General features: G+C 67.6%; 20 protein-coding genes. 4 read left to right on the forward strand and 16 right to left on the reverse strand.

Annotation, left to right across the window (positions count from 1 at the left end; genetic code table 11):
* Positions 1–17 precede the first annotated feature (17 nt).
* From ACXJKJ_RS03885 to ACXJKJ_RS03900, 4 genes are all read right to left on the reverse strand, one after another.
* The gene (locus ACXJKJ_RS03885; RefSeq protein WP_457389159.1) at positions 18–1,844 is read right to left on the reverse strand and encodes an ABC transporter ATP-binding protein; all 1,827 of its coding nucleotides are present in this window, start codon (positions 1,842–1,844) and stop codon (positions 18–20) included.
* Positions 1,792–3,528, reverse strand: a complete 1,737-nt coding sequence (locus ACXJKJ_RS03890) for an ABC transporter ATP-binding protein (RefSeq protein ID WP_457389160.1) — start codon at positions 3,526–3,528, stop codon at positions 1,792–1,794. The genes ACXJKJ_RS03885 and ACXJKJ_RS03890 overlap by 53 nt, the downstream gene beginning before the upstream one ends.
* A 73-nt stretch (positions 3,529–3,601) precedes the next feature.
* Positions 3,602–3,871 (reverse strand): hypothetical protein, encoded by a 270-nt coding sequence (locus ACXJKJ_RS03895; RefSeq protein WP_457389161.1) that lies wholly within the window; start codon positions 3,869–3,871, stop codon positions 3,602–3,604.
* Positions 3,871–5,271 (reverse strand): sodium:solute symporter, encoded by a 1,401-nt coding sequence (locus ACXJKJ_RS03900; RefSeq protein WP_457389162.1) that lies wholly within the window; start codon positions 5,269–5,271, stop codon positions 3,871–3,873. The genes ACXJKJ_RS03895 and ACXJKJ_RS03900 overlap by 1 nt, the downstream gene beginning before the upstream one ends.
* A gap of 105 nt (positions 5,272–5,376) precedes the next feature.
* On the opposite strand from ACXJKJ_RS03900, the gene ACXJKJ_RS03905 reads away from it, so the two are divergent.
* Complete coding sequence (locus tag ACXJKJ_RS03905; protein WP_457389163.1) at positions 5,377–8,406, forward strand: ExeM/NucH family extracellular endonuclease; 3,030 nt, start codon at positions 5,377–5,379, stop codon at positions 8,404–8,406.
* A gap of 20 nt (positions 8,407–8,426) precedes the next feature.
* Positions 8,427–8,915 (forward strand): PEPxxWA-CTERM sorting domain-containing protein, encoded by a 489-nt coding sequence (locus ACXJKJ_RS03910; protein ID WP_056202983.1) that lies wholly within the window; start codon positions 8,427–8,429, stop codon positions 8,913–8,915.
* A gap of 48 nt (positions 8,916–8,963) precedes the next feature.
* On the opposite strand, the gene ruvC is transcribed toward ACXJKJ_RS03910, so the two are convergent.
* The 12 genes from ruvC to dusB form a co-directional block, all read right to left on the reverse strand.
* On the reverse strand, positions 8,964–9,512 hold the full coding sequence (ruvC, locus tag ACXJKJ_RS03915) for a crossover junction endodeoxyribonuclease RuvC (protein ID WP_457389164.1): 549 nt from the start codon (positions 9,510–9,512) through the stop codon (positions 8,964–8,966).
* On the reverse strand, positions 9,509–10,489 hold the full coding sequence (locus ACXJKJ_RS03920; protein ID WP_457389165.1) for a phosphatidate cytidylyltransferase: 981 nt from the start codon (positions 10,487–10,489) through the stop codon (positions 9,509–9,511). Before ACXJKJ_RS03920 ends, ruvC begins: the two co-directional genes overlap by 4 nt.
* Positions 10,489–11,139 carry a lysophospholipid acyltransferase family protein gene (locus tag ACXJKJ_RS03925; protein ID WP_457389166.1) on the reverse strand — a complete coding sequence of 217 codons (651 nt, stop codon included), beginning with the start codon at positions 11,137–11,139 and terminating at the stop codon, positions 10,489–10,491. The genes ACXJKJ_RS03920 and ACXJKJ_RS03925 overlap by 1 nt, the downstream gene beginning before the upstream one ends.
* A gap of 45 nt (positions 11,140–11,184) precedes the next feature.
* Positions 11,185–12,066 carry a tetratricopeptide repeat protein gene (locus ACXJKJ_RS03930; RefSeq protein ID WP_457389167.1) on the reverse strand — a complete coding sequence of 294 codons (882 nt, stop codon included), beginning with the start codon at positions 12,064–12,066 and terminating at the stop codon, positions 11,185–11,187.
* An 82-nt stretch (positions 12,067–12,148) separates the two neighbouring features.
* Entirely contained in the window at positions 12,149–12,538 is a 390-nt protein-coding gene (locus tag ACXJKJ_RS03935) for a GFA family protein (RefSeq protein WP_457389168.1), read from the reverse strand.
* Positions 12,535–13,077, reverse strand: a complete 543-nt coding sequence (locus ACXJKJ_RS03940) for a GNAT family N-acetyltransferase (RefSeq protein WP_457389169.1) — start codon at positions 13,075–13,077, stop codon at positions 12,535–12,537. The genes ACXJKJ_RS03935 and ACXJKJ_RS03940 overlap by 4 nt, the downstream gene beginning before the upstream one ends.
* Before the next feature lie 30 nt (positions 13,078–13,107).
* The gene (locus tag ACXJKJ_RS03945) at positions 13,108–13,395 is read right to left on the reverse strand and encodes an antibiotic biosynthesis monooxygenase family protein (protein ID WP_457389170.1); all 288 of its coding nucleotides are present in this window, start codon (positions 13,393–13,395) and stop codon (positions 13,108–13,110) included.
* A gap of 2 nt (positions 13,396–13,397) precedes the next feature.
* Positions 13,398–15,038 (reverse strand): GMC family oxidoreductase, encoded by a 1,641-nt coding sequence (locus ACXJKJ_RS03950; protein ID WP_457389171.1) that lies wholly within the window; start codon positions 15,036–15,038, stop codon positions 13,398–13,400.
* A gap of 3 nt (positions 15,039–15,041) precedes the next feature.
* Positions 15,042–16,460, reverse strand: a complete 1,419-nt coding sequence (locus ACXJKJ_RS03955) for a coniferyl aldehyde dehydrogenase (protein WP_457389172.1) — start codon at positions 16,458–16,460, stop codon at positions 15,042–15,044.
* 333 nt (positions 16,461–16,793) lie between these two features.
* Positions 16,794–18,374, reverse strand: a complete 1,581-nt coding sequence (gene purH, locus ACXJKJ_RS03960; protein ID WP_457389173.1) for a bifunctional phosphoribosylaminoimidazolecarboxamide formyltransferase/IMP cyclohydrolase — start codon at positions 18,372–18,374, stop codon at positions 16,794–16,796.
* A 115-nt stretch (positions 18,375–18,489) separates the two neighbouring features.
* Positions 18,490–18,738, reverse strand: a complete 249-nt coding sequence (locus ACXJKJ_RS03965) for a helix-turn-helix domain-containing protein (protein WP_457389174.1) — start codon at positions 18,736–18,738, stop codon at positions 18,490–18,492.
* A 19-nt stretch (positions 18,739–18,757) separates the two neighbouring features.
* Complete coding sequence (gene dusB / locus ACXJKJ_RS03970; RefSeq protein WP_457389175.1) at positions 18,758–19,822, reverse strand: tRNA dihydrouridine synthase DusB; 1,065 nt, start codon at positions 19,820–19,822, stop codon at positions 18,758–18,760.
* 63 nt (positions 19,823–19,885) lie between these two features.
* Here dusB and ACXJKJ_RS03975 point away from each other — a divergent pair, with 63 nt between their 5' ends.
* Together ACXJKJ_RS03975 and ACXJKJ_RS03980 are read left to right on the forward strand one after the other, a co-directional pair.
* The gene (locus ACXJKJ_RS03975; RefSeq protein ID WP_457389176.1) at positions 19,886–20,383 is read left to right on the forward strand and encodes a YqaA family protein; all 498 of its coding nucleotides are present in this window, start codon (positions 19,886–19,888) and stop codon (positions 20,381–20,383) included.
* A gap of 253 nt (positions 20,384–20,636) precedes the next feature.
* Positions 20,637–22,124, forward strand: a complete 1,488-nt coding sequence (locus ACXJKJ_RS03980) for a carboxypeptidase M32 (RefSeq protein ID WP_457389177.1) — start codon at positions 20,637–20,639, stop codon at positions 22,122–22,124.
* Positions 22,125–22,237: the final 113 nt, after the last annotated feature.

Here is a 22,237-nt window from a genome sequence, read left to right on the forward strand (position 1 = left end):
CGGCGCCTTGACGCAGGTCAGACGGTCTCGGCTTCGGCGTCGGGTTCTTCCAGCGTCTGCAGTTCGACCAGGCGGCGGTACAAGCCGCCTTCGATCGCCATCAGCGCCTCGTGCGAACCACGCTCCTGCAGGTGTCCGTGGTTGAGCACGAGGATCTGGTCGGCGGCGCGGATGGTCGACAGCCGGTGCGCGATGGCCACCACCGTCACGCGCCCGCGCAGCGCCGTCAGCGCCTCACCCACGCGCTGCTCGGTGGCGCTGTCGATATTACTGGTCGCCTCATCCAGGAACAGGATGCGCGGTGAGCCTGCCAATGCCCGCGCCATCGCCAGCAACTGCTTCTGCCCGGTCGATACGCGCGCCCCGCCCTCGCCCAGCCGGGTGTCATAGCCCTGCGGCAGCGCCGTGATGAAGTCGTGCGCGCGGGCCGCCGTGGCCGCGTCCTGGATGTCGTCCTCGCTGATGCCCGGCCTGCCCATCGCGATGTTGTCGCGCACGCTCGCCGACATCAGATAAGGCTCCTGCGGCACCAAGCCCACCGCGTCGCGGAAGGCCGCGTCCGGCACGCTGGCCAGCGGCTGGCCGTCCACCGTGATGCGCCCGGCCTGCGCTGTGTAGAAGCGCAGCAGCAGCGATAGCAGCGTGCTCTTGCCGCTGCCGGTGTGGCCGACGATGCCGACAAAGCTGCCCGCCGCGATGTCGACATCGATGCCGTGCAGCACCGGTCGCGCCGGGTCATAGCCGAAGTTCAGGCCCTGGATGTGGATGCTGCCCTGGGCAATCCCGCGGCCGTCCTGGGCCGGGCCGCGGTGCTCATCCTCCTCCAGCAGCGTGCGCACGCGCGACGCCGCCACCATGGCCTGCTGCAGCTGGCCGAACTGCATGGTGATCTGGATCAGCGGCTCCACCACCCGGGCGATGTAGCTGAGGAAGGCGTACAGCAGGCCCACCTCCAGCCCCGACATCTCTCGCCGCCCGAAGCTGTAGATGACGGTGACGAGCAGCAGCACGTTCATCAGGTCCAGCGCCGGGCGCAGCAGCCAGGCGTTGGCGCGCAGCTCGGCGATGCGCGACAGGCGGTGCTCGGCATTCGTCGTCTCGAAGCGCGCGCCAAAGCGCCCGGCCGCACCGCTGGCCTGCAGCACCGCCATGCCGGCCATGCTCTCGGCCATCTGCGCGTTGATGTCGCTGCGCAGCTGGCGCGTACGCGCCACGGCCGGCGCCGACAGCTTCTGGTAGCCCAGGATGATGACCACCATGGCCGGCACCAGCGTCGCGACGATGAGCATCAACCGCCAGTCGAGAAAGGCCATCGCCACCAGCGAGCCGAAGACGACGATGGTCGAGTCCAGCATCACGTACAGCACCTGGCGGTAGAGCTGGTTCACCGCCTCGGTGTCGTTGGTGACGCGGCTGACGAGCTGGCCGGTGATGGCCTTGTCGAAGAAGGCCATGGGTAGCGCCAGCACGTGCGCATAGACGCGCTCGCGTAAGCGCAGCACCGAGCGCCGCGCCACGCCCGCCATGCGCGACAGCTGGGCATAGCGAATCCAGCTCGCGGCCCAGCCGGTCAGCAGCATCAGCGCCAGCAGCGTGGCCATCTCGGTGATGTCGAACTGGCGCGGCAGCAGGTGGTGGTCGATGTAGCGCTTGCCGAGGATGGGGCCGAGCACTTCGAGGCCGGCGGCAAGGACGAGCCGGATACCGCCCTGGATGAGGTGGGGTTTCTCAGGCGTCGCTGCATCAAGCAGCAGGCCGACGCTCTTCCACGGTTTTTCCGTCGGCTTGGTTTCAGGCGGCTTCAAGGCTGGCCTCGATCTGTTGATAGCGCCACTGAGCGGCATACCAGCCGCCCAACTCCAGCAACTGTTGATGCGTGCCGCGCTCGATGACATGGCCCTGCTTGAGCACGATGACTTCGTCGGCATCCATCACGGCCGAGAGTCGATGCGCAATGACGATGACGCTGCGATCAGGCCGCGCGGCACGCAGCTCGCGCAGGTGGTCGAGGATGTCGGTCTCGGTGCCGGTGTCGACGGCGGACAGCGCGTCGTCCAGCACCAGCAACGGTGCATCGCTCAATAGCGCCCGTGCAATGGCGACGCGCTGGCGCTGACCGCCCGACAGCGTCACGCCGCGTTCGCCGACCTCCGTGGCGTAGCCCTCAGGCAGGCGGGCGATGTCGTCGTGCACGGCAGCCAGGCGTGCTGCAGCCTCGATCTCTTCGCGCGTTGCGCCGGGCTTGGCCAGCGCGATGTTGTCAGCCACCGAGGCCGAGAACAAAAACGGCTCCTGCGGCACCCAGGCGATGTGGGCGCGCAGCGTAGCGAGCGGCAGTTCTGGCAATGCGACACCACCCAGCGTCAGCCGGCCCGCGTCCGGCTCGGACTGGCGCAGCAGCAAGCGCACGAAAGTGGATTTGCCCGCACCGGTCGCGCCGACGACGCCCAGCGTCTTGCCCGGTGCGAGTGCCAGGTCCACGCCTTCCAGCGCCGGCCGTTTGGCGCCGGGGAAGCTGAAGGTCAGCCCGTCGGCGCGCAGTTCGGCGTGGGCCGGCATCGCCGCCCTGCCCTCATCGGTCAGTGTCAGCGGCGCGTCCAGCACCGGCGCCAGCCGCGTCCAGGCCGCGCGGCCGCGCTCCAGCAATGCCAGTACCCAACCCGCCGCGAACATTGGCCAGATCAACTGGCCGAGGTACATCGTGAAGGCCGTCAGCTGACCGATGCTGATCTCGCCGCGCGCCACCAGCCAGCCGCCCACGGCCAGCGCGATGGCGAACGCGGCGGACAGCGTCATGCCGACGGCGGGCTCGTAGGCAGCCTCCCAGCGCTGCGAGCGAAAGCTCGCCTCGGCCGCCTTCTCGGCCAGCTCGGTGAACTGCGCCTCGCTGCGCGCGACGAGGCCCAGGGCCCGCACGGTGCGCACGCCGGACAGGCTTTCCTGCACCTGGTGGTTCAGGCCACTGAAGGCGCCGAGCGAGTCCTGCGCGGCCTGGTGCAGATGGTTGGAGATCCACCAGAAAGCCAGCGCCATCAACGGAAAGGGCACGAGGGCCGCGAGGCCCAGGCGCCAGTCGATGCCGATCGTCATCATCGCGAGCACCAGCACCAGCGTCTGCGTGCCATCAAAGCCCGCCAGCATCGCCTCGCCGGCGGCCTGCTCGACGGTGTCGATGTCATTGGTCGCCAGCGCCATCAGGTCGCCGGTGCGTTGAGACTGGAAGTAGGCCGGGCCTTGCAGCGCAAGGCGCGCGTAGAGCCGCGTGCGCAGTCGTGCACCAAGCTGGAAGGACGCTTTGAAGAGGGTCAGCCGCCAGCCGGCGCGCAGCAGGTAGATGACGAGCCCGGCCAGCACGAGCCGGCCGAGTTGTTTCAGCAGCGAATCACCCTTCAGGCCGCCAGCGACCAGGTCGTCGACGACCTGGCCCACCTGGCGGGGGATCCAGACGGTCAATGCGGCGATGCAGGTGAGCATGGCACCCGCGGCGGCGTAGGCGTGCCAGTGCTCGCGCACAAAGGCGGCAAGCATGCGGGAGAGGCTGGTGGAAACAGGGGCTGTCGACAACATGCAAGGGGCGAGTGTCGCCCGGTGGTGAGAAAAATCAGGCGCGGAGCCGGCGAACCAGCGCCATGACCGCAGTGGCCGACAGCGCAAATGCAATGCTCGGATCGAGCAAGAGCGGAAGCCACCAAAAAACGCGAACCTCGACGTCGGGATGCATCGCGATCAGCAGCGTAGCCAGCAAGCCGGAAAGAAAGGGCGGCGCAAACGAAAGACTGCGTTTCCTGAACGCGGCATCGATCAGGGAGCCCCAGTTCGCAACGATGAGCAACGCACAGACACCCAGTCCGAAGTTGAACACCCAGATCATTATTGGCGCCCGCGCCCGGCGACCCACAACCCGACCCACGTCAGCACSCCATTGAGCAGCAGCAATTCCAACCCGATCTGATAACCGCCCCAAGGCTGTCCGAAATCAAGCACCGCGCACAGCAGCGGCGCGGCCACGCAGACGACCGTCAGCGCCCGCCCCGACACCGCCCGCGGCGTGAACATCGCAAACGCGAACAGTCCCAGCAGCGGCCCATACGTGTAGCCCGCGAGCTTCAGGATCAGAAAGATCATGCTGGTGCTGTCCAGGGCCTTGAAGCCGAGCACGAGTGCCAGGAACAGCACCGCAAAGCCGAGGTGCACGCGCCGCCGCGTGCGCACGTCCTCGCGTGGCAGGCGCAGCAGGTCCAGGCAGGTGCTGGCCGTCAGCGCAGTCAGCGCGCCGTCGGCGCTGGGCAATAGCGCCGACACCAGAGCCAGCACGAAGACGACCTGCACCCAGGCCGGCAGGTATTGCATGACGACAGTGGGGAACAGTGCGTCGCCCTTGACCCCGATGCCGTGCGCTTGAGCGAACAGCGTCAGCAGCCCGCCCAGCAGCAGGAAGGCCGACACCACGACGAGCATCAGCACGGCCAGCACGAGCACGTTCTTCTGCGCGTCACGGAGCTTCGCAACCGACAGGCTCTTCTGCATCATTTCCTGGTCCAGCCCCGTCATCGCGATGGCAATGAACATGCCGGCCAGCAGCGCCTTGGCGGAGAAGTCGCGGCTCATCGGATCGCCGACCCAGACGCGGCTCAGGCCAGCGGCATCGATCTGCGCCAACGCACCGGTCTGCCACAGCAGCGCCAAGCAGACGACCAGGCCGGTCAGCATGCCCGCGGTCTGCAGCGTGTCCGTCCACACCAGCGCCTTCACGCCGCCCTCCACGGTGTAGAGCAGGATCATCACGAGCACGACCGCCGCGCCCACCCCAAACGGCACGCCCAGCGGCTGCAGGATCAGCGTGTGCAGCACCGCCACGACGAGATAGAGCCGCGCCGTCGCGCCCAGCGTGCGGCTCAGCACGAAGAAGGCCGAACCCAGGCGCTGCGCTGCGGGGCCGAGCCGGTCACCGAGCAGGCCGTAGATGGAGGCGAGCTTGAGGCGGTGATAGGCCGGCAGCAGCACGAGGGCGATGACGGCATAGCCGACGACCTGGCCAAGCGCGATCTGCAGATAGGTGAAGCCGCTGACCGCCACCGAGCCGGGCACGCTGATGAAAGTGACGCCGGACAGCGACGTCCCGATCATTCCGAAGGCAACGACCGGCCAGGGACTTTCCCTGCCCCCCACATAGAAACCCTCAGCCCCCGAACCGTGCGAGACGCACCGCGCCAGTACCAATAGCAGCGCGAAATAGGTGAGAACCCCGAGCAAAAGCAGTGCTGGCGACATGGGCCGGGATCATGCCCGATGGCACCCCCCTGAATGCGGCGGGTCAAACCGTCACAGGTGGTCGTTAGCATCCGCGCCCATTGCGGCAATTTTTACTAAATAGTCATGCGAATCAAACCACTGGTCTCCCTCCTCGCCGCGGCCTTCGCCGCGCCCGCCGTGCTGGCCTCGACCAGCGGGGTTGTGATCAGCCAGGTTTATGGCGGGGGCGGCAACGCCAACGCCACCTACAGCCGCGACTTCATCGAGCTCTTCAACGCCGGCACGACGCCGGTGACGATTGGCGGCTGGTCGGTGCAGTACGCCTCGGCCGCCGGCACCAGCTGGACCAACAAGACCGTCATCCCGGCCGGCGTCGTGCTGCAGCCGGGCCGCTACTACCTGATCGCCGAAGCTTCCGGCGGCGCCGCGGGCGTGGCACTCCCCACACCCGACATCGACGTCACGTCGGGCGCAATCAACATGAGTGGCGCCTCGGGCAAGGTCGCCCTCGTCACCAATGGCACGACGCTGCCTGCCGTGGCTGCGCCGACCGGCGTGGAAGACATCCTGTCCTACGGCAGCTCGACGCCCGTTGAAGGCAGCCCCACGCCCGCGCTGGCCGCCACCACGGCTGCGCTGCGCAACGCTGCCGGCTGCACCGACACCAACGCCAACAGCGCCGATTTCACGGTTGGGCCCGTCAGCCCGCGCAATGGCGCCACGCCCGCCAACCTCTGCGGCGGCGGCAACGTCAACCAGCCCATCATCCCGAGCTGCCCAGACCAGGCCGCCGTGTCCGGCGCAGCCTCCAGCTTCGTCGTCAGCGCCACCGACAGCGACAGCCGCGTCAATGCGGCCAGCGTGGTCGGCGCCCTGCCCGCCGGTGTGACTCTGGGCAGCTTCGTCGGCGCCAGCGCCGATGGCGTGGCCGCGACCCAGCAAATCAGCGTCGACAACACACTCGCGGCCGGCAACTACAACCTCGGCCTGAAGTGGGACAACGACGAGGCTCAGACGGCGAGCTGCACATTCAAGCTGTCGGTCAGCGGTGTCGTCAAGATCCCCGCCATCCAGGGTTCGGGTGCCAAGAGCGGCATGGACGGCACGACCGTCACGACCGGTGGCGTCGTCACCAAGCTGATCAACAACGGCTTCTACCTGCAGGACCCGGACGGCGATGGTGACCCGGCGACGTCCGACGGCATCTTCGTCTTCACGAGCACGGCACCCACCGTGGCCGTCGGCGACAAGGTCAATGTGTCGGCCAAGGTGCAGGAGTACTCGGTCTCGAGCAGCGCGGCCAGCCTGGCCAACCCGCTGACCGAGCTGAGCAGCGTCACCAACGTCTCCGTCGTCAGCACCGGCAATCCGCTGCCCCTGCCGGTCGAGGTCAGCCTGGCGACCCTGGCCAGCCAGTCCGACATGGAGCGCTATGAGGGCATGCTGGTCCACATCACCGACCCGCTGACCGTCAACCAGACCAACTTCGTCGGCAGCTGGGGCCAGCTGACCGTGTCGGCCGGCGGCCGCACGCTCAACCCCACCAACGTGCTGCGCCCCGGCCCGGCGGCACTGGCGATGCAGGCCGCCAACCTGGCCCGCAGCGTCGTGCTGGATGACAGCAGCGCCTCCAAGTTCCCCAACCCCACGCCCTACCTGTGGCAGGACGGCACGGTGCGCGCTGGTGACACGGTCGATGGCGTGACCGGTGTCGTCGACTTCGGCCCCTCGACCGATTCGGCTACCGGCCCGCTGGCCTACAAGATCCACCCGACCGCCGCGCCGGTGTTCGCCCGCCCGATCGCTCGCCCGCTGGCGCCGCCGGCCGTGGGCGGCAATGTCCGCGTGGCCAGCTCCAACGTGCTGAACTTCTTCACGACGTTCACCAACGGCGGTGCCGTGCCGGGCGGCGGCGCCTGCCCGAGCGCCGGCTGCCGCGGTGCGGACAATCAGGCGGAGTTCGATCGCCAGCGCACCAAGATCCTGGCCGCCCTGTCGGGCCTGAACGCCGACGTCGTCGGCCTGATGGAGATCCAGAACAGCGGCAACTTCGCCGTGCAGAACCTCGTCGACGGCCTCAACGCCATGATGGGCGTCAACACCTATGCCGCCGTGCCGCTGCCGCCGTCCACGGGCACCGACGCCATCCGCGTGGCCATGATCTACAAGCCCGCCAAGCTCGGCCTGATGGGTGCGTCGATGTCCGACGACAACGCCATCAACAACCGGCCCACCTTTGCCCAGGGCTTCGTGGCCCCCAACGGCGAGAAGTTCGCCGTCGTCGTCAATCACCTGAAGTCCAAGGGCAGCTGCGGCACCGGCGCCAACGGTGACACCGGCGACCTGCAGGGCTGCTGGAACCTGCAGCGCAAGCAGCAGGCCCAGCGCCTGCTGGACTGGCTGCCCACCGTCACGGCCACGGCCGGCACCGACCGCGTCATCATGCTCGGCGACTTCAACTCTTACGCCAAGGAAGACCCGATCGACCTGCTGACGAGCGCCKGCATCGTCGATCTGGTCGGCATGTTCGACCCGGCCGACTACAGCTATGTCTTCGACGCCAGCGCCGGGCGCCTCGACCATGGCCTGGGCACCGCCGCCATCGCCGCCAAGGTGACGGGCGCGACCAGCTGGCACATCAATGCCGATGAGCCTGAGTGGATCGACTACAACACCGAGGACAAGGCCGCCGGCAATGACTGGTACCAGCCCAACCAGTTCCGTGCCTCGGACCATGACCCGATGTTGATTGGGCTGAACCTGGTCAAGACCGTCTACGGCACGAATGGCAACGACACCCTCGTGGGTACCGACGGTGACGACGTCTTCGAAGGCGGCCTGGGCCGTGACACGATGACCGGCAAGGGCGGCAAGAACCAGTTCGTGTACCGCACTGGCAGTGACGGCCTGGACACCGTCACCGATTTCAAGCCCGGCCAGGACACCCTCGTGTTCACCGAACTCTTGAAGAGCGTGCACATCACCAGCGCCGATCCACTGGCCACCGGCCATGTCACCTGCACCAACCAGGCTGACGGCGCCTTGATCGGCTACGACCCTGATGGCTCGGCCGGCGCCGCCACGTCGCGCCCGATGGTCAAGCTCAAGGCCGTGCTCTGCAGCGCAGTCAACGCCGCTTCGTTCAAATTCTGATTCCCGCAAGGACAACCATCATGCAATTCCGCCCCCTGCTCATCGCTGCCGCCGCGCTGCTCGCCACGTCGGCACAAGCCGTCAGCTACAACTTCAACGGCGCCATCGATGCCGGCTCGCCCTCGGTGCTCGGCCTGACCTTCTCCGGCAGCTATACGGTCGACACCACCGCACTGACCGGGAGTGGCTTCGAGGCCGTTCCGCTGTCGGCTTTCTCGATGACCTTCATGTCTGTGAACTACACGCTGGAGACCGGCTCCAGCGCTGACTACCAGGACGGCGTGTTCCTCGGCCTGTCTTACGCCTCTGGCGGTCCTGGCTGGCTCATCACCTTGAACTCGGGCAGCGTGGATGCCAGCGATGCATTTCTGCACTACACCCATGCCATTGGCGCCGAGGGCAGTGGCGGCTACAGCATCTCCGCCGTCGTGCCAGAACCGGAGAGCTATGCGCTGATGCTGGGCGGCCTGGGCCTCGTTGGCTTCATGGCTCGGCGCCGCAAGTCCTGAACGATCGCGCTCAGCACGAACGGCTCGCCTCGGCGGGCCGTTTTGCCTTCAGTACGTCCGCCCGCCCTTGAACTGCGCGTGCTGGCGCCGCTCCAGCGTCGTGCTGCGGCTCATCGCTTCGAAACTGACGCGCGCATGCGCATGCATGATGGCAATGCCCAGCGCATCGGCGGCGTCCTTGCCGGGCAGGCCGGGCAGGTTCAGCAGGCGCTGCACCATGGCCTGGATCTGTTCCTTCTTCGCATGCCCGTGGCCGACGATGGCCTTTTTCATCTGCAGGGCCGTGTACTCGCTGACGAGCAGGTCGGCAGACACCAGGGCGGTGATTGCTGCGCCCCGCGCCTGGCCGAGCAGCAGCGTGGACTGCGGGTTCACGTTGACAAAGACGATCTCGACGGCCGCGCACTGCGGCTGGTAGCGGGTGATGACCTCGCGGATGCCATCGAACAGGATCTTCAGCCGCGCTGGCAGGTCGCCAGTGGCGACGGCATTGGTCTTGATGGTGCCGCTGGCGACGTAGGCGAGGCGCGGGCCGTCGGCTTCAATCACTCCGAAGCCTGTTGTTTGCAAGCCGGGGTCGATGCCGAGGATCCTCATCGGTAGTACCAGTTCGCCGAATGGAACAGCACTGGCGCGGCAAAGCACAGCACCGCGATGCGGTCGAGCAGGCCGACGGCGCCGGTGATGGAGCTGCGGTTGCCCCAGTACAGCACGCCGGCGTCCTTCTTCAGGGCCTTCATGACCAGGCCGCCGAAGCCCGCAGCACCGGCGGTCAGGAAGGCCATGGCCAGCGCCTGGCCGGCCTTGAACGGCGTGATCCAGTACAGCAGCAGGCCGGCCAGGGCGCCGATGCAGGTGCCGATCCACCACGCCCGCATCGAGAAGCTGCGGCTGATCTGCCGGGCCACTGGGCGGCGGCGCATCGCGCGGGTGGCGATCTCCTGCGCGATCTGCGAGGCCGCCACGACCATGACCAGGAAGAACAGCAGGAAGGCGCCGCGGCCGGTGTTGCCCGGAATATCCAGCAGCAGCAGCGCCGGCGCGTGCGACAGGCCGTAGACGCAGACCATGACGCCCCACTGGATCTTGGCGTTGCGCTCCAGGAAGCGCCGCGGGTCGCCCGCCAACGCGCTGACGATGGGCAGCACGAGGAAGCCGTAGACGGGCAGGAAGACGGTGAACAGGTCGAAGAAGCGCGTGCCGCAGATCATGTACTGGATGGGCAGCAGCACGAAGAAGGCGACGATGAGGGTGCGGTGATCGCTGCGCTCGGTGTGCACGAGGGTGATGAACTCGCGCAGCGCCAGGAAGGAGAACAGCGCGAACAGCAGCGTCGCGCCCAGCGGCCCGGAAATCCACGCCACCCAGAACATGCAGCCGCCGATCCAGGCGGCGCGCAGGTCGCGGCGCACGCGCTCCCAGGCGAGCTGGGACTTCAGGCGTTCGTCCTCGTTCTCGCGTTCGCGCAGCGAGTTCAGGAACAGCCCGATCGTCAGCAGCATCAGGAAGCCGAACAGCACGACGAAGAGCAGCGCCACCTGCTCGCTGGGCGTCAAGGCCTTGAGCCAGCGCATCAGTGGCCCTCCTCTTCGCGGCCGACCCAGTAGGGGTCGGGCCGCTGCTCCATGACGGCCTCGCGGGCACGGCACAGGAAGTCGGCCTTGCTCTCACCGGCCTGCAGCTGGATGGGGGCACCGAAGGTCACCGTGCACAGGATGGGCACGGGCACGACCTCGCCCTTGGGCATGACGCGCTGCACGTTGTCGATCCAGGTCGGGATCAGTTGCACATGCGGGAATTGCTCGGCGAGGTGGTAGATGCCGGACTTGAAGGGCTGCGGGTTGCCCTTGTTGGATCGCGTGCCCTCGGGAAAGATGACCAGCGAGTCGCCGTTGGCCAGTGCCTCGACGAGGGGCTCCAGCGGGTCCTCGTCGGGCTTGCTGCGTGCGCGGCTGACGTAGATGGCGTTGAAGACCGAGGTGGTCAGCCAGCGCTTGAGGGCACTGGTCGTCCAGTAGTCGCGGGCGGCGATGGCGCGCGTGGTGGCGCGCAGGTCGTGTGGGAAGGCAGCCCAGATCAGGACGAGATCGAAGTGACTCTGGTGGTTGGCGATGTAGATGCGCTGCTCCGCCGTCGGCGGGCAGCCCTTCCAGTGGCCCTGAGCCCCCGTGATGAGGCGGGCAATGAAGGAGAGCAACTGGCCGGTGAAAGCGGCTGGCGTCATGGGGCGGGATTATCGGGGCCCGCCCCCGCGCCAGCCCGTGAGGACTTACCAGTCGTCGCTGCCGCCGCCACCGCCACCCAAATCGCCGCCGCCGGCGTCGCCACCGCCCCAGCCGTCGCCGCTGCCGAAGTCGACGTCACGGCGGCTCAGTTCGTCGGCGGCGCTGCTGGAGCCACCGGAATCAAAGCTGCCGGGGATCAGGCCGCCGCTGGTATCGGTGTCGCGCGGGACGCTACGTTCGTCATGGCCACCATGGAGCAGCTTCTCGGCCAGCATGCCGGCGGCAACGCCACCCGCTACGCCAAGACCAACGCCGAGCATGCCGGGGCCGCCCGAGCCAGGCGCCTGCATACCGCCAGGCCCATAACCAGCGCCATAGCCGCCCGCGCCATAACCACCCGCCATGGCCGGCTGCTGGCTCTGCGCGGCGGTGCGGTTGCGCATCCAGCGCATGGCCAGCCAGATGAAGATGACGGCACCACCGATCAGCAGCCAGAGGGACACGCCACCACCGCTCTCGCTGCGCTCGACCGGCGCGGCGCGCATCGGCGGTGCCGCATTGACGGCAGTCGGCGCGACGGACTTCGCCACCCCGGCCTGCTCACGCTGCAGCAACTGTTCGAAGGCATTGAACTTGGCGGCGTCGGCGAACTTGATGGCAGGGTCCAGCGCGCGAGCGCGGCGCGTGTGCTCGGCGGCTTCAGGGAACTGGCGCTGGTGGGCCAGGATCTCGGCCAGCACGTAATGGGCGCGCGGGCTGTCGGGCTTGGCCGCAACAACCTCGCGCATCATCTTCTCCGCGCCGGCGTAGTCGCCACGCTGAGCAGCGGCCTGCACCTCGTCGACGTTAGGCAGCGCCTGGGCGGTGCCCAGCCACAGCCCGGAGACCAGGGTCATGCACAAGAGCAGGAATCGGGGGAACTTCATTGCAATACTCCTCAAGCCAAGCGGCAGTTTGCGCCCCTGATCTGGCGGCGCCTTGTCCGGTTTCAAGGCTTTACCTGTAGGACTAAAACCAATAGTCGGCGACGCAGCGCCCATCGCGCGGCAGATCGTCGAAGCTGTCGAGGCCGTCGAAGTGGTCGATGGGGATGTCCGCCACCGCCCCTGGCTCGGCCAAGCGCAGGTTGACGGCAATGCGCCGCCGACCGTCGCCTTCCAACCTCAGCCCGCGCCAATGCGTCACGCAGCCGCAGCTCGGGCAGAAATGGAACTCCAGTGCCTTGCCGCGCACATAGGCCTGCGTCGCGCCGCTGACATGGATGCCTTCGTCCACATAGTCATAGGCCCACAAGGTGCCGTAACGGCGGCATGCCGTGCAGTTGCAGGCCGTCGCGCCGTCAGGCTGGCCGTCGAAACGCCAGCGCACGCTGCCGCACAGGCAGGAACCTTCGATCATGTCCGCACCTTTTCTGGCCACACAGCGGCCGCATAGACCGGGTCGATGTAGATCTGGCCGCCGAACAGGAATTCCTGGCCGCCAACCTGGGCGAAACCGAAGCGTTCGTAGAAGGCCACTGCTCGAACATTGCGATCGTAGACACCCAGCCACAGGGTCTGCGCCCCGCGCCGGCGCGCCACGGCATGCACCTCATGCATCAGCGCCGCGCCCAGGCCGCGGCCGATGAAGCCCTCGCCGAGATAGATGCGCCAGAGATGGATGGGCGCTGGCCCCGTCACGCAATCGGGCGCGGGCTCGACCTTGACGATGGCGTAGCCGGCGAGCTGCTCGTCCACCCAGGCCTGCAGCACCGTGCAGGTGGTGTCCAGGATGACGCCAGCCATGACCTCGGGCTGGAAGTGCTCGGCGACATAGTCGGCAATCTCCTGCGCGTCGCTGAGGTCACGGTAGGTGTCGGCGAAGGCCTGGGCGCCGAAGGCCGCGAGCGCGGCAGCGTCCTCAGGCGTGGCGTGGCGGATTTGTGGCGGGCTGTGCATGCGTGGACCGCATGTTCGCATCCCGAGGCTTCAAATCCGCTCGTAGTGCAGTACCGTCGGGAAGGGGTCATAGAAGTGGTGCAGCAACCGGCGCCATTCCTGGTAGCCCTCGGACTTGCGAAAGCCTACCTCGTGGTGCTCGACGCTCTCCCAGCGCACCAGCAGCATGTAGTGATCGGCGCGCTCCAGGCAGCGCTGCAGCTCATGGCCCAGGTAGCCGGGCATGGACGAGATGATTCCCTGCGCGACGGCAAAGGCCCTCTCGAACTCAGCGCCCTGACCAGGCCGCACCTGAAGCTGCGCGATCTCCAGGATCATGCTCAGGCCGCCTGCGCAACGATCTCGGGCTGGCGGGCTGCAACCTGCATCATCTGCGCTGCCTTCTCGCCGATCATCATGGCCGGCGCGTTGGTGTTGCCGCTGATCAGCGTGGGCATGATGGACGCATCCACCACGCGCAGGCTTTGCAGGCCGTGCACACGCAGCTCGGCGTCCACCACGGCCATCGCGTCCGTGCCCATCTTGCAGCTGCCCACCGGGTGGTAGATGGTGTCGGCGCGCTGGCGCAGCAAGGCTTCGATGTCGGCATCGGAGTGCGTCTCGGTGCTCCACATCTCGGTGCGCCAGTGCGCGCGCAGCGCCGGCTGGTGCAGAAGCTCGCGCGTGAGCTTGAAGCCGGCCACCATCTGCGCCATGTCGTCGGCATGCTGGAAGAAGCCTGGGTCGATCAGCGGCGCGGTGCCGGCGTCGCGACCGGCCAGCCTGACGGTGCCGCGGCTTTGCGGGCGCAGCAGGCACACGTGGCAGGACATGCCGTGCCCCATGCGCATCTTGCGCGCGTGGTCTTCCACGGCGGCGACGACGAAGTGCAGCTGGATGTTCGGCCGCGCCTGCGCGGCGCTGGTGCGCAGGAAGCCACCGCCTTCGGCGAAATTGCTGGTCAGCATGCCGCGGCGCTCGGCGCGGTAGCGCTGGACGGCGCGCCAGAAAGCGAACCCGCCGCGCAGCGACAGGCCGAAGGTGTCGAGGCTGCTGCTGCGCAGGCCGAACACAAAGTCCGGGTGGTCCTGCAGGTTGGCACCCACACCGGGCAGGTGGTGCAGCACGGCGATGCCCTGCGCCTGCAGTTGCGCCGCATCGCCCACGCCGGACAGCATCAGCAGTTGCGGCGACTGGATGGCGCCCGCCGCCAGCACGACCTCACGCCTGGCCTGCAGCCGACGCAGCACGCCGCCCACCTTCACCTCCACGCCCACCGCGCGGCGGCCGTCGAACAGGATGCGCTGAACTTGCGCCTGCACGGTCACGCGCAGGTTGGGCCGGCCGAGGTGCGGGCGCAGGTAGGCGCGGGCCGCACTGCAACGCTCGCCGCGGTCCTGCGTGACCTGGTAGATGCCAACGCCTTCCTGCGTTTCGCCATTGAAGTCGGCGTTGATGACGTGGCCCGCCTCACGCCCCGCGGCCACCCAGGCCGCCTGCAGCGGGTTGTCGGTGCGCAGCTGGCTGACCTTCAACGGCCCATCGCGGCCATGCAGCGGGGCGCCGAAGGTGTCGTTGCCCTCGCTCCTGATGAAGTGGGGCAGTACATCGCTCCAGCCCCAGCCGGGGTTGCCGAGCGCGGCCCAGTGGTCGTAGTCSYYGCGSTGGCCGCGGRTGTAGAYCATCGCGTTGATGSCCGACGAGCCRCCSAGCRYCTTGCCGCGCGGCACATAGCCGCGGCGGCCATTCAGGCCCGGCTGCGGCACCGTCTCGAAGGCGTAGTTGTGCAGCTTGCTGGGCACCATCAGCACGGCACCCGTGGGCACCGTCCCCAGCCAGTTGCTGACGTCGGCACCGGCTTCCAGCACCAACACCTGGGTGCCGGGGTCTTCGCTCAGCCGGCAGGCGAGCGCCGAGCCGGATGAGCCACCGCCGATGACGATGACGTCGTGGGTCTCGTCGAAAGCTTGAGGGTCGTTCATGGGTCAGGCGATGCGTCGCAGCAGCGAAAGGAGTTTCTCGAAGGTGGCACCGTAAGGCGGCTGGAACAGCTTGGTGCCGGCGAAGCGCGACTGGATGAACAGCGGCTTCTCCTTGCTGAAGGTACGGAAGCCCCACTCACCGTGGTAGGACCCCATGCCGCTGGCGCCGACGCCGCCGAAGGGTTGCTCCTCCTGGCCCAGGTGCCACAGGCAGTCGTTGATGGTCACGCCGCCGGCATGGGTCTCGCGCATCACGTGGTCGCGCGCAGCGCTGTCGGTGCCGAACCAGTACAGCGCCAACGGGCGGTCGCCGCGGTTGATGTGGGCCAGAGCTTCGTCGACCTTGTCGTAGCCGACGATGGGCAGCAGCGGGCCGAAGATCTCTTCCTGCATGACGGTGGCCTCGGGCGGCACGTCCAGCAGCAGTGCAGGCACCAGGCGGCGGTCCTGTTGCGGATCGGGCTGCTCGTCATGGCTGCGCAGCACGCGGGCGCCGCGCTCGGCCGCGTCGGCGATCAGGCCTTGCAGCCGCGCATGGTGGCGCGGCGTGGCGATGCTGGTGTAGTCGGCATTGCCGGCGATGCGCGGGTACATGCGGCGCATCTCGGCCAGGATCTTCTGGCTCAGCGGCTCGACCAGCTCCTTGGGCACCAGCAGGTAGTCGGGTGCGACGCAGGTCTGGCCGGCGTTGAAGAGCTTGCCGAAGGCCAGGCGCGATGCGGTCAGGCCGACGTCGCAGCTGCGGTCGACGATGGCGGGGGACTTGCCACCCAGCTCCAGCGTGACCGGCGTCAGGTTCTTCGCCGCGGCCTGGGCCACGTGGCGGCCCACGGCGGTGGAGCCGGTGAAGAACAGGTGGTCGAAGGGCAGCGTCGTGAAGGCCTTGCCCACTTCGGCGTCGCCGGTGATGACCTGCATCTCCTCCGGCTTGAAGTGCTCGGCGACGATGCGCGCCATCAGCTCACTGGTGGCCGGCGTCAGCTCCGAGGGCTTGATCAGCACGCGGTTGCCTGCCGCCAGCGCCGCGACGGCCGGCTCCATCGCCAGGTAGTAGGGGTAGTTCCAGGGCGACACGATGCCCACGACGCCCAACGGCTGGCGCATCAGCACATTGCGGCCCGGCATGAAGTGCAGCGGCGTGGCGACGCGCCGGGTCTTCATCCAGCGGCGCAGATGCTTCAGCGCGTGGCTGGCGCCGGACTCGACGGTGAAGATGTCGGCCAGCAGCGATTCCTGGCGGGCGCGATGGCCGAAGTCCTGGGCCATGGCGCTAGCGATCGCCTCGCCGTGCTGGCGCGTCATCTTGAGCAGCCGTTGCAGGCGGTCACGGCGCACCTCGTACGAGGGCATGCGGTCGGCCTCGTAGGCGCGGCGTTGCGCCGTCAGCGCCAGATGCAGGCGCTCCTGCAGGGCGGTGTCCATGGGCATGTCTCCGGTTCTCGATCTAGTGCGTCGAGGCTAACCGCAAGACGGGCCCCCACCATCGGGGGAGGCCCTGGACTAGAGGCGCGCGTCTAGTCCCCGAGGTGACACGGGCATTTCATGGGATTTGCGGGCCGAGCGCTGGGCCGCTCCCGAGCCGGCCCGCCTTGGCGATGTGCTTGCCGGTCAATCCGGCAAGCATCGCCGTCCCCTCGGGGGCTGAGGCCGGACACAGTGAGTCCCGTGGACTCGCTGTGCCTGCCGAAGAGCAGCGGGCTTGCCCGCTGCGCGGTCTGCAAGACCGGCCAAGGTACTCCTTGGACGAGGGGCTCTTTAATGGCGGAAATGGCGTACGCCTGTGACCACCATCGCGATGCCGCGCTCGTTGGCGGCAGCGATGACTTCGTCGTCGCGCATGGAGCCACCCGGCTGGATGACGCAGCTCGCGCCCGCGTCGGCCAGCACGTCCAGGCCGTCGCGGAAGGGGAAGAAAGCATCGCTGGCCACGGCCGAGCCCTGCAGGCTCAAGGACGCATGCTGGGCCTTGATGGAGGCGATGCGGGCCGAGTCGAGGCGGCTCATCTGGCCGGCGCCGACACCCAGCGTCATGCCGCCGCCGCAGAAGACGATGGCATTGCTCTTCACGTACTGGGCCACGGTCCAGGCGAACATCAGGTCGTCGAGCTGCTGGGCCGTGGGCTGCAGCGTCGTGACGACCTTGAGGTCTTCGCGCTTCAGGAAATGGTTGTCAGAGGTCTGCAGCAGCAGGCCCGAGCCGACACGCTTGCTGTCGCCCGCGTTGCGGCCCTGGTCCCAGGGGCGTGGGCCGCCTGGCGGCAGCGCGATCTGCATGAGGCGCACATTGGCCTTGGCCTTGAAGATCTCCAGCGCCTCGGCGCTGAAGCTGGGAGCCATCAGCACTTCGACGAACTGCTTGGCGACGAGCTGGGCCGCCGCGCCGTCCACTTCGCGGTTGAAGGCGATGATGCCGCCAAAAGCGCTGGTGGGGTCGGTCTTGAAGGCCTTGCTGTAGGCCTCGGCCGCAGAGGCTGCGACGGCCACGCCGCAGGGGTTGGCGTGCTTGACGATGACGCAGGCGGGCGTGTCGAAGCTCTTTACGCATTCCCAGGCCGCATCGGCATCGGCGATGTTGTTGTACGAGAGTTCCTTGCCCTGCAGCTGCTTGCCGGTGACCAGCGACCCAGGTGCCGGGAACAGGTCGCGATAGAGGGCCGCACTCTGGTGCGAGTTCTCGCCGTAGCGCAGGTCCTGCACCTTGACGAAGGTGGCGTTCATCTGCGCTGGGTACTCGGTCTTGCTGCCGTCTTCCTGCAACGCGGACAAGTAGTTGCTGATGGCCGCGTCGTACTGGGCGATGCGGTTGAAGGCGGCCACCGAGCAGGCGAAGCGTGTCTTGTCGCTGGTCTTGCCGTAGGCCTTCAGCTCGTCGAGCACGCCGGCGTACTGGGCCGCGTCGGTCAGCACCGTCACGTCCTTCCAGTTCTTGGCCGCGCTGCGCACCATGGCCGGGCCGCCGATGTCGATGTTCTCGATGGCGTCTTCCAGCGTGCAGCCGGGCTTGGCCACGGTCGCCTCGAAGGGGTAGAGGTTGACGGCCAGGATGTCGATGCGCGTGATGCCGTGCTTTTCCATCGCCGCCACGTGCTCTGCAAGATCAGAGCGCGCCAGCAGGCCGCCGTGGATCTTGGGGTGCAGCGTTTTGACGCGGCCGTCCATCATCTCGGGGAAGCCGGTGTGCTCGGCCACTTCGGTCACCGGCAGGCCGGCGTCGGCCAGCAGCTTGGCGGTGCCGCCGGTGGACAGCAGCTTGGTGCCCAGAGCGTGCAGCTCTTTGGCGAATTCAAGGATGCCGGTCTTGTCGGAGACCGAGAGCAATGCAGTGAGTTGAGTCATATTCTTGATCAGTTGGGGTCGGAGCTTGTCGCTGCGCTCGAAGGTCCAACCCGCAAAGCATGTTCAGTTGAGGTCGGAGCTTTTCGCTTTGCTCAAAGGTCCAACCCGCAAAGTCTTATAGATTGTGATCGGTCAGCTTGCGGCGCAGCGTGTTGCGGTTGATGCCCAGCCATTGCGCGGCCTTGCTCTGGTTGCCGCCGGCTTCACGCATGACGATCTCGAACAGTGGTTTCTCGACCAGCTTGACCAGCATCTCGTGCATCGAATGCGGCTCCTGGCCGTCGAGGTCACGAAAAAAGGCTTCGAGGTTGTCGCGCACACAGGCGTCGATGGGGTTGGACGTGGTGTTCTTCTGGGCACTCATGACAGGGCGCGAATGGGTTTCAGGCGGCACAGGCTTCGTCGGCCTGTGCGTCTTCGTCGTTGGCGGCCGCGACGGTGGGCGGCAGCCGGTCGTGGGTCTGGCCGAGTTCATCGAACCAGTCACGCAGAGCCTGCAACTGCAGGTCGCAGCTCTCGAGCGTATTCATGTGCTGGCGGAAGGCTTCGCCGCCGGGCAGGCCGCGCACGGCCCAACCGATGTGCTTGCGGGCGCTGCGCATGCCGCTGAGCGCACCGTACAGGCCGTAGTGGTCGTGCAGATGCTCGGTCAGCCAGTCGCGTGCTTCAAGCACGGTGGGCGCGGCTAGGTGTTCGCCTGTCGCCAGAAAGTGGGCCACCTCGCGAAAGATCCAGGGCCGCCCCTGGGCGGCACGGCCGATCATCAAGGCGTTGGCGCCCGTGTAGGCCAGCACGTCACGCGCTTTCTCGGGCGAGTCGATGTCGCCGTTGGCGACGACGGGAATTGTCAGCGCTGTCTTCACGGCGGCAATGGTGTCGTACTCGGCCAGGCCCTTGTAGCCCTGCTCGCGCGTGCGGCCGTGGATGGTCAGCATCGCGATGCCGGCCGACTCGAACAAGCGGGCCAGCCGCAGCGCGTTGCGTTCGTCGGCGCTCCAGCCGGTGCGCATCTTCAGCGTGACGGGTACGCCGCCGGTGACGCCACTTTTGGCGCACACCGCGACGACGGCTTCGACGATCTCCAGCGCGAGCGCCTCGTTGCGCATCAGTGCCGAGCCCGCCCATTTGTTGCAGACCTTCTTGGCCGGGCAGCCCATGTTGATGTCGATGATCTGGGCGCCGCGGTCGATGTTGTAGGCCGCCGCCTCGGCCATCATGACCGCGTCGGTGCCGGCAATCTGCACGGCAATGGGCCCAGGCTCACCGCTGTGGTCGGCCCGGCGTGAGGTCTTGAGGCTGYCCCACAGCTCCTTGCGCGACGTGACCATCTCGCTGACCGCATAGCCCGCTCCCAGGCGGCGGCAGAGCTGGCGGAAGGGCCGGTCCGTCACCCCTGCCATCGGCGCCACGAAGAGCCGGTTGGGGAGAAGGTGGGGGCCGATTTGCACGAGAGGGTCTGCTTAAAAAAGAGGCGAGATTGTAGCCATCCGGCCGCACCGACAATGACCGCCATGGAAGCTTGGCTCGGTCAATTCATCAGCGAGCTGCTCGCCGCCCTGGCTCTGCCCCAGGTCGGGCTGGTGGCCGTCTTCGTCATCACTTTCGTCTCGGCCACCCTGCTGCCGCTAGGCTCGGAGCCGGCCGTCTACCTCGTCGTCAAGGCGGACCCGAGCATGTTCTGGGCCGTGATCGCGGTGGCGACGGTCGGCAACACGCTGGGCGGCATGACGAGCTGGTGGATAGGCTACGGCGCCGAGAAGGCGGTCGAGGCGGTGAAGCATCACGAGCCCTCGCACTCACGTGCGATGCGCTGGCTGCAGCGCTTCGGCCCCAAGGCCTGCCTGATGAGCTGGCTGCCCATCGTCGGCGACCCGCTCTGCGCCGTGGCCGGCTGGCTCAAGCTGCCGTTCTGGCCCTGCGTGGGCTGGATGGCGCTGGGCAAGTTCCTGCGTTTTTTGCTCTACACCGTGGCTTTGATTTGGCTGATTCCGGAGACCTGGTTGTCATGACGCTGCCCCTCGCCCAATCTCGCCCGGCTGAACGCGGACGAGACCGGTCGGTCTTGCAGACCGCGCAGCCGACGGAGCGGCTGCCCTTCGGTAGGCACCACAAGTCCACAGGACTTGCCGTGTCCGGCCTCAGCCCCCGCGGGGACGGCGATGCTGGCGGCATCGAGCCGCCAGCACATCGCCAGCGCGGGCCGGCTMGGGAGCGGCCCAGCGCTCGGCCCGCAAGTTTCAATACCCCACCACGTGGATTGACATGACCTCTGCCTACCAAGATTTGGCCACGCGCCAGCAGCGCCTGCACCACCTCGGCCACCTGCAGGCCATTGCGCAATGGGACCAAGCCGCCAACATGCCGGCCAAGGGCAACGAAGCGCGCAGCCTGGCCCTGGCCGAGATGGACGGCTTGCTGCACCAACTGGCCACCGACCCGGCCCTGCCCGGCCTGCTGGAGGCTGCCGACGCCGAGCCGCTGGACGAGGGCCAGCGCGCCAACCTGCGCGAGATCCGCCGCGTCTGGCGCGCCGCGAACGCGCTGCCGCAGGCGCTGGTGGAAGCCAAGAGCCTGGCCAACAACCGCTGCGAACACGCCTGGCGCAGCCAGCGCCCGGCCAACGACTGGGACGGCTTCGCGCCGAACCTGCGCGAGGTGCTGAGGATTGCGCGCCAGGAGGCTGAGTTGCTGTCGCAGAGCTCGGGCCTGTCCAAGTACGACGCGCTGCTGGACAACTATGAGCCCGGTATGCGTGGCGCAGACGTCGAGGCCGCCTTTGCGCCGCTGCGCGGCTGGCTACCGGGCTTGATCCGCGACGTGACGGCCAAGCAGGCCGGTGAGACCGTCATCCAGCCCGTCGGCCCCTTCCCCACGGCGGCCCAGAAGGCCCTCGGCGTGGACGCGATGAAGCTGATGGGCTTCGACTTCGCGGCCGGCCGCCTGGACGAGAGCACCCACCCCTTCTGCGGCGGCGTGCCCGAGGACGTGCGCATGACGACGCGCTATCGCGAGGATGACTTCCTGCCCAGCCTGATGGGCACCATCCACGAGACGGGCCATGGCCGCTACGAGCAGAACCTGCCGCGCGACCTGCTCGGCCAGCCAGTGGGCCGGGCGCGCTCCATGGGCATCCACGAGAGCCAGAGCCTGTCCTTCGAGATGCAGCTCGGCAGCCACCCGGCCTTCGCCGGCCTGCTGTCACCGCTGCTGGTGAAGCATTTCGGCGACCAACCCGCCTTCGAGCCCAGCAATCTGAACAAGCTGCTGACGCGCGTGAAGCCCGGGTTCATCCGTGTCGATGCCGACGAGGTGACCTACCCCGCGCACATCCTGCTGCGCTTCGACATCGAGCGCGCCCTCATCGAAGGCCAGGCCGAGGTGGACGACATCCCGGCGCTGTGGGACGCCAAGATGACCGAGCTGCTCGGCCTGGACACGCGCGGCAATTTCAAGGACGGCCCCATGCAGGACGTGCACTGGCCCGCCGGCCTGTTTGGCTACTTTCCCTGCTACACGCTCGGCGCCATGTACGCGGCGCAGTGGTTTGCGGCGATGCGGTCCCAACGCCCCGACCTGGATGCGCAGATCGCCCGCGGTGAACTGGGCACGGTGTTCGACTGGTTGTCCACCCATGTCTGGCAGACGGCCAGCCGCTATGAGACGCCCGAACTGGTGCGGCGCGCCAGCGGCGAGGCCTTGAACCCGGCGCATTTCGAGGCCCATCTGCGCAGCCGCTATCTCGGCAGCTGAATTCAAGCAAAGACGGACAGCTTGTCGACAGCTTGAGCTGGGGTGCGGGAACAAAAAAAGGGCCGCTCCTGCGGGAGCGGCCCAATCAGTTTCAACAACGATCTCTCTCTCTT

This window comes from Roseateles sp. P5_E1 (assembly GCF_054049335.1).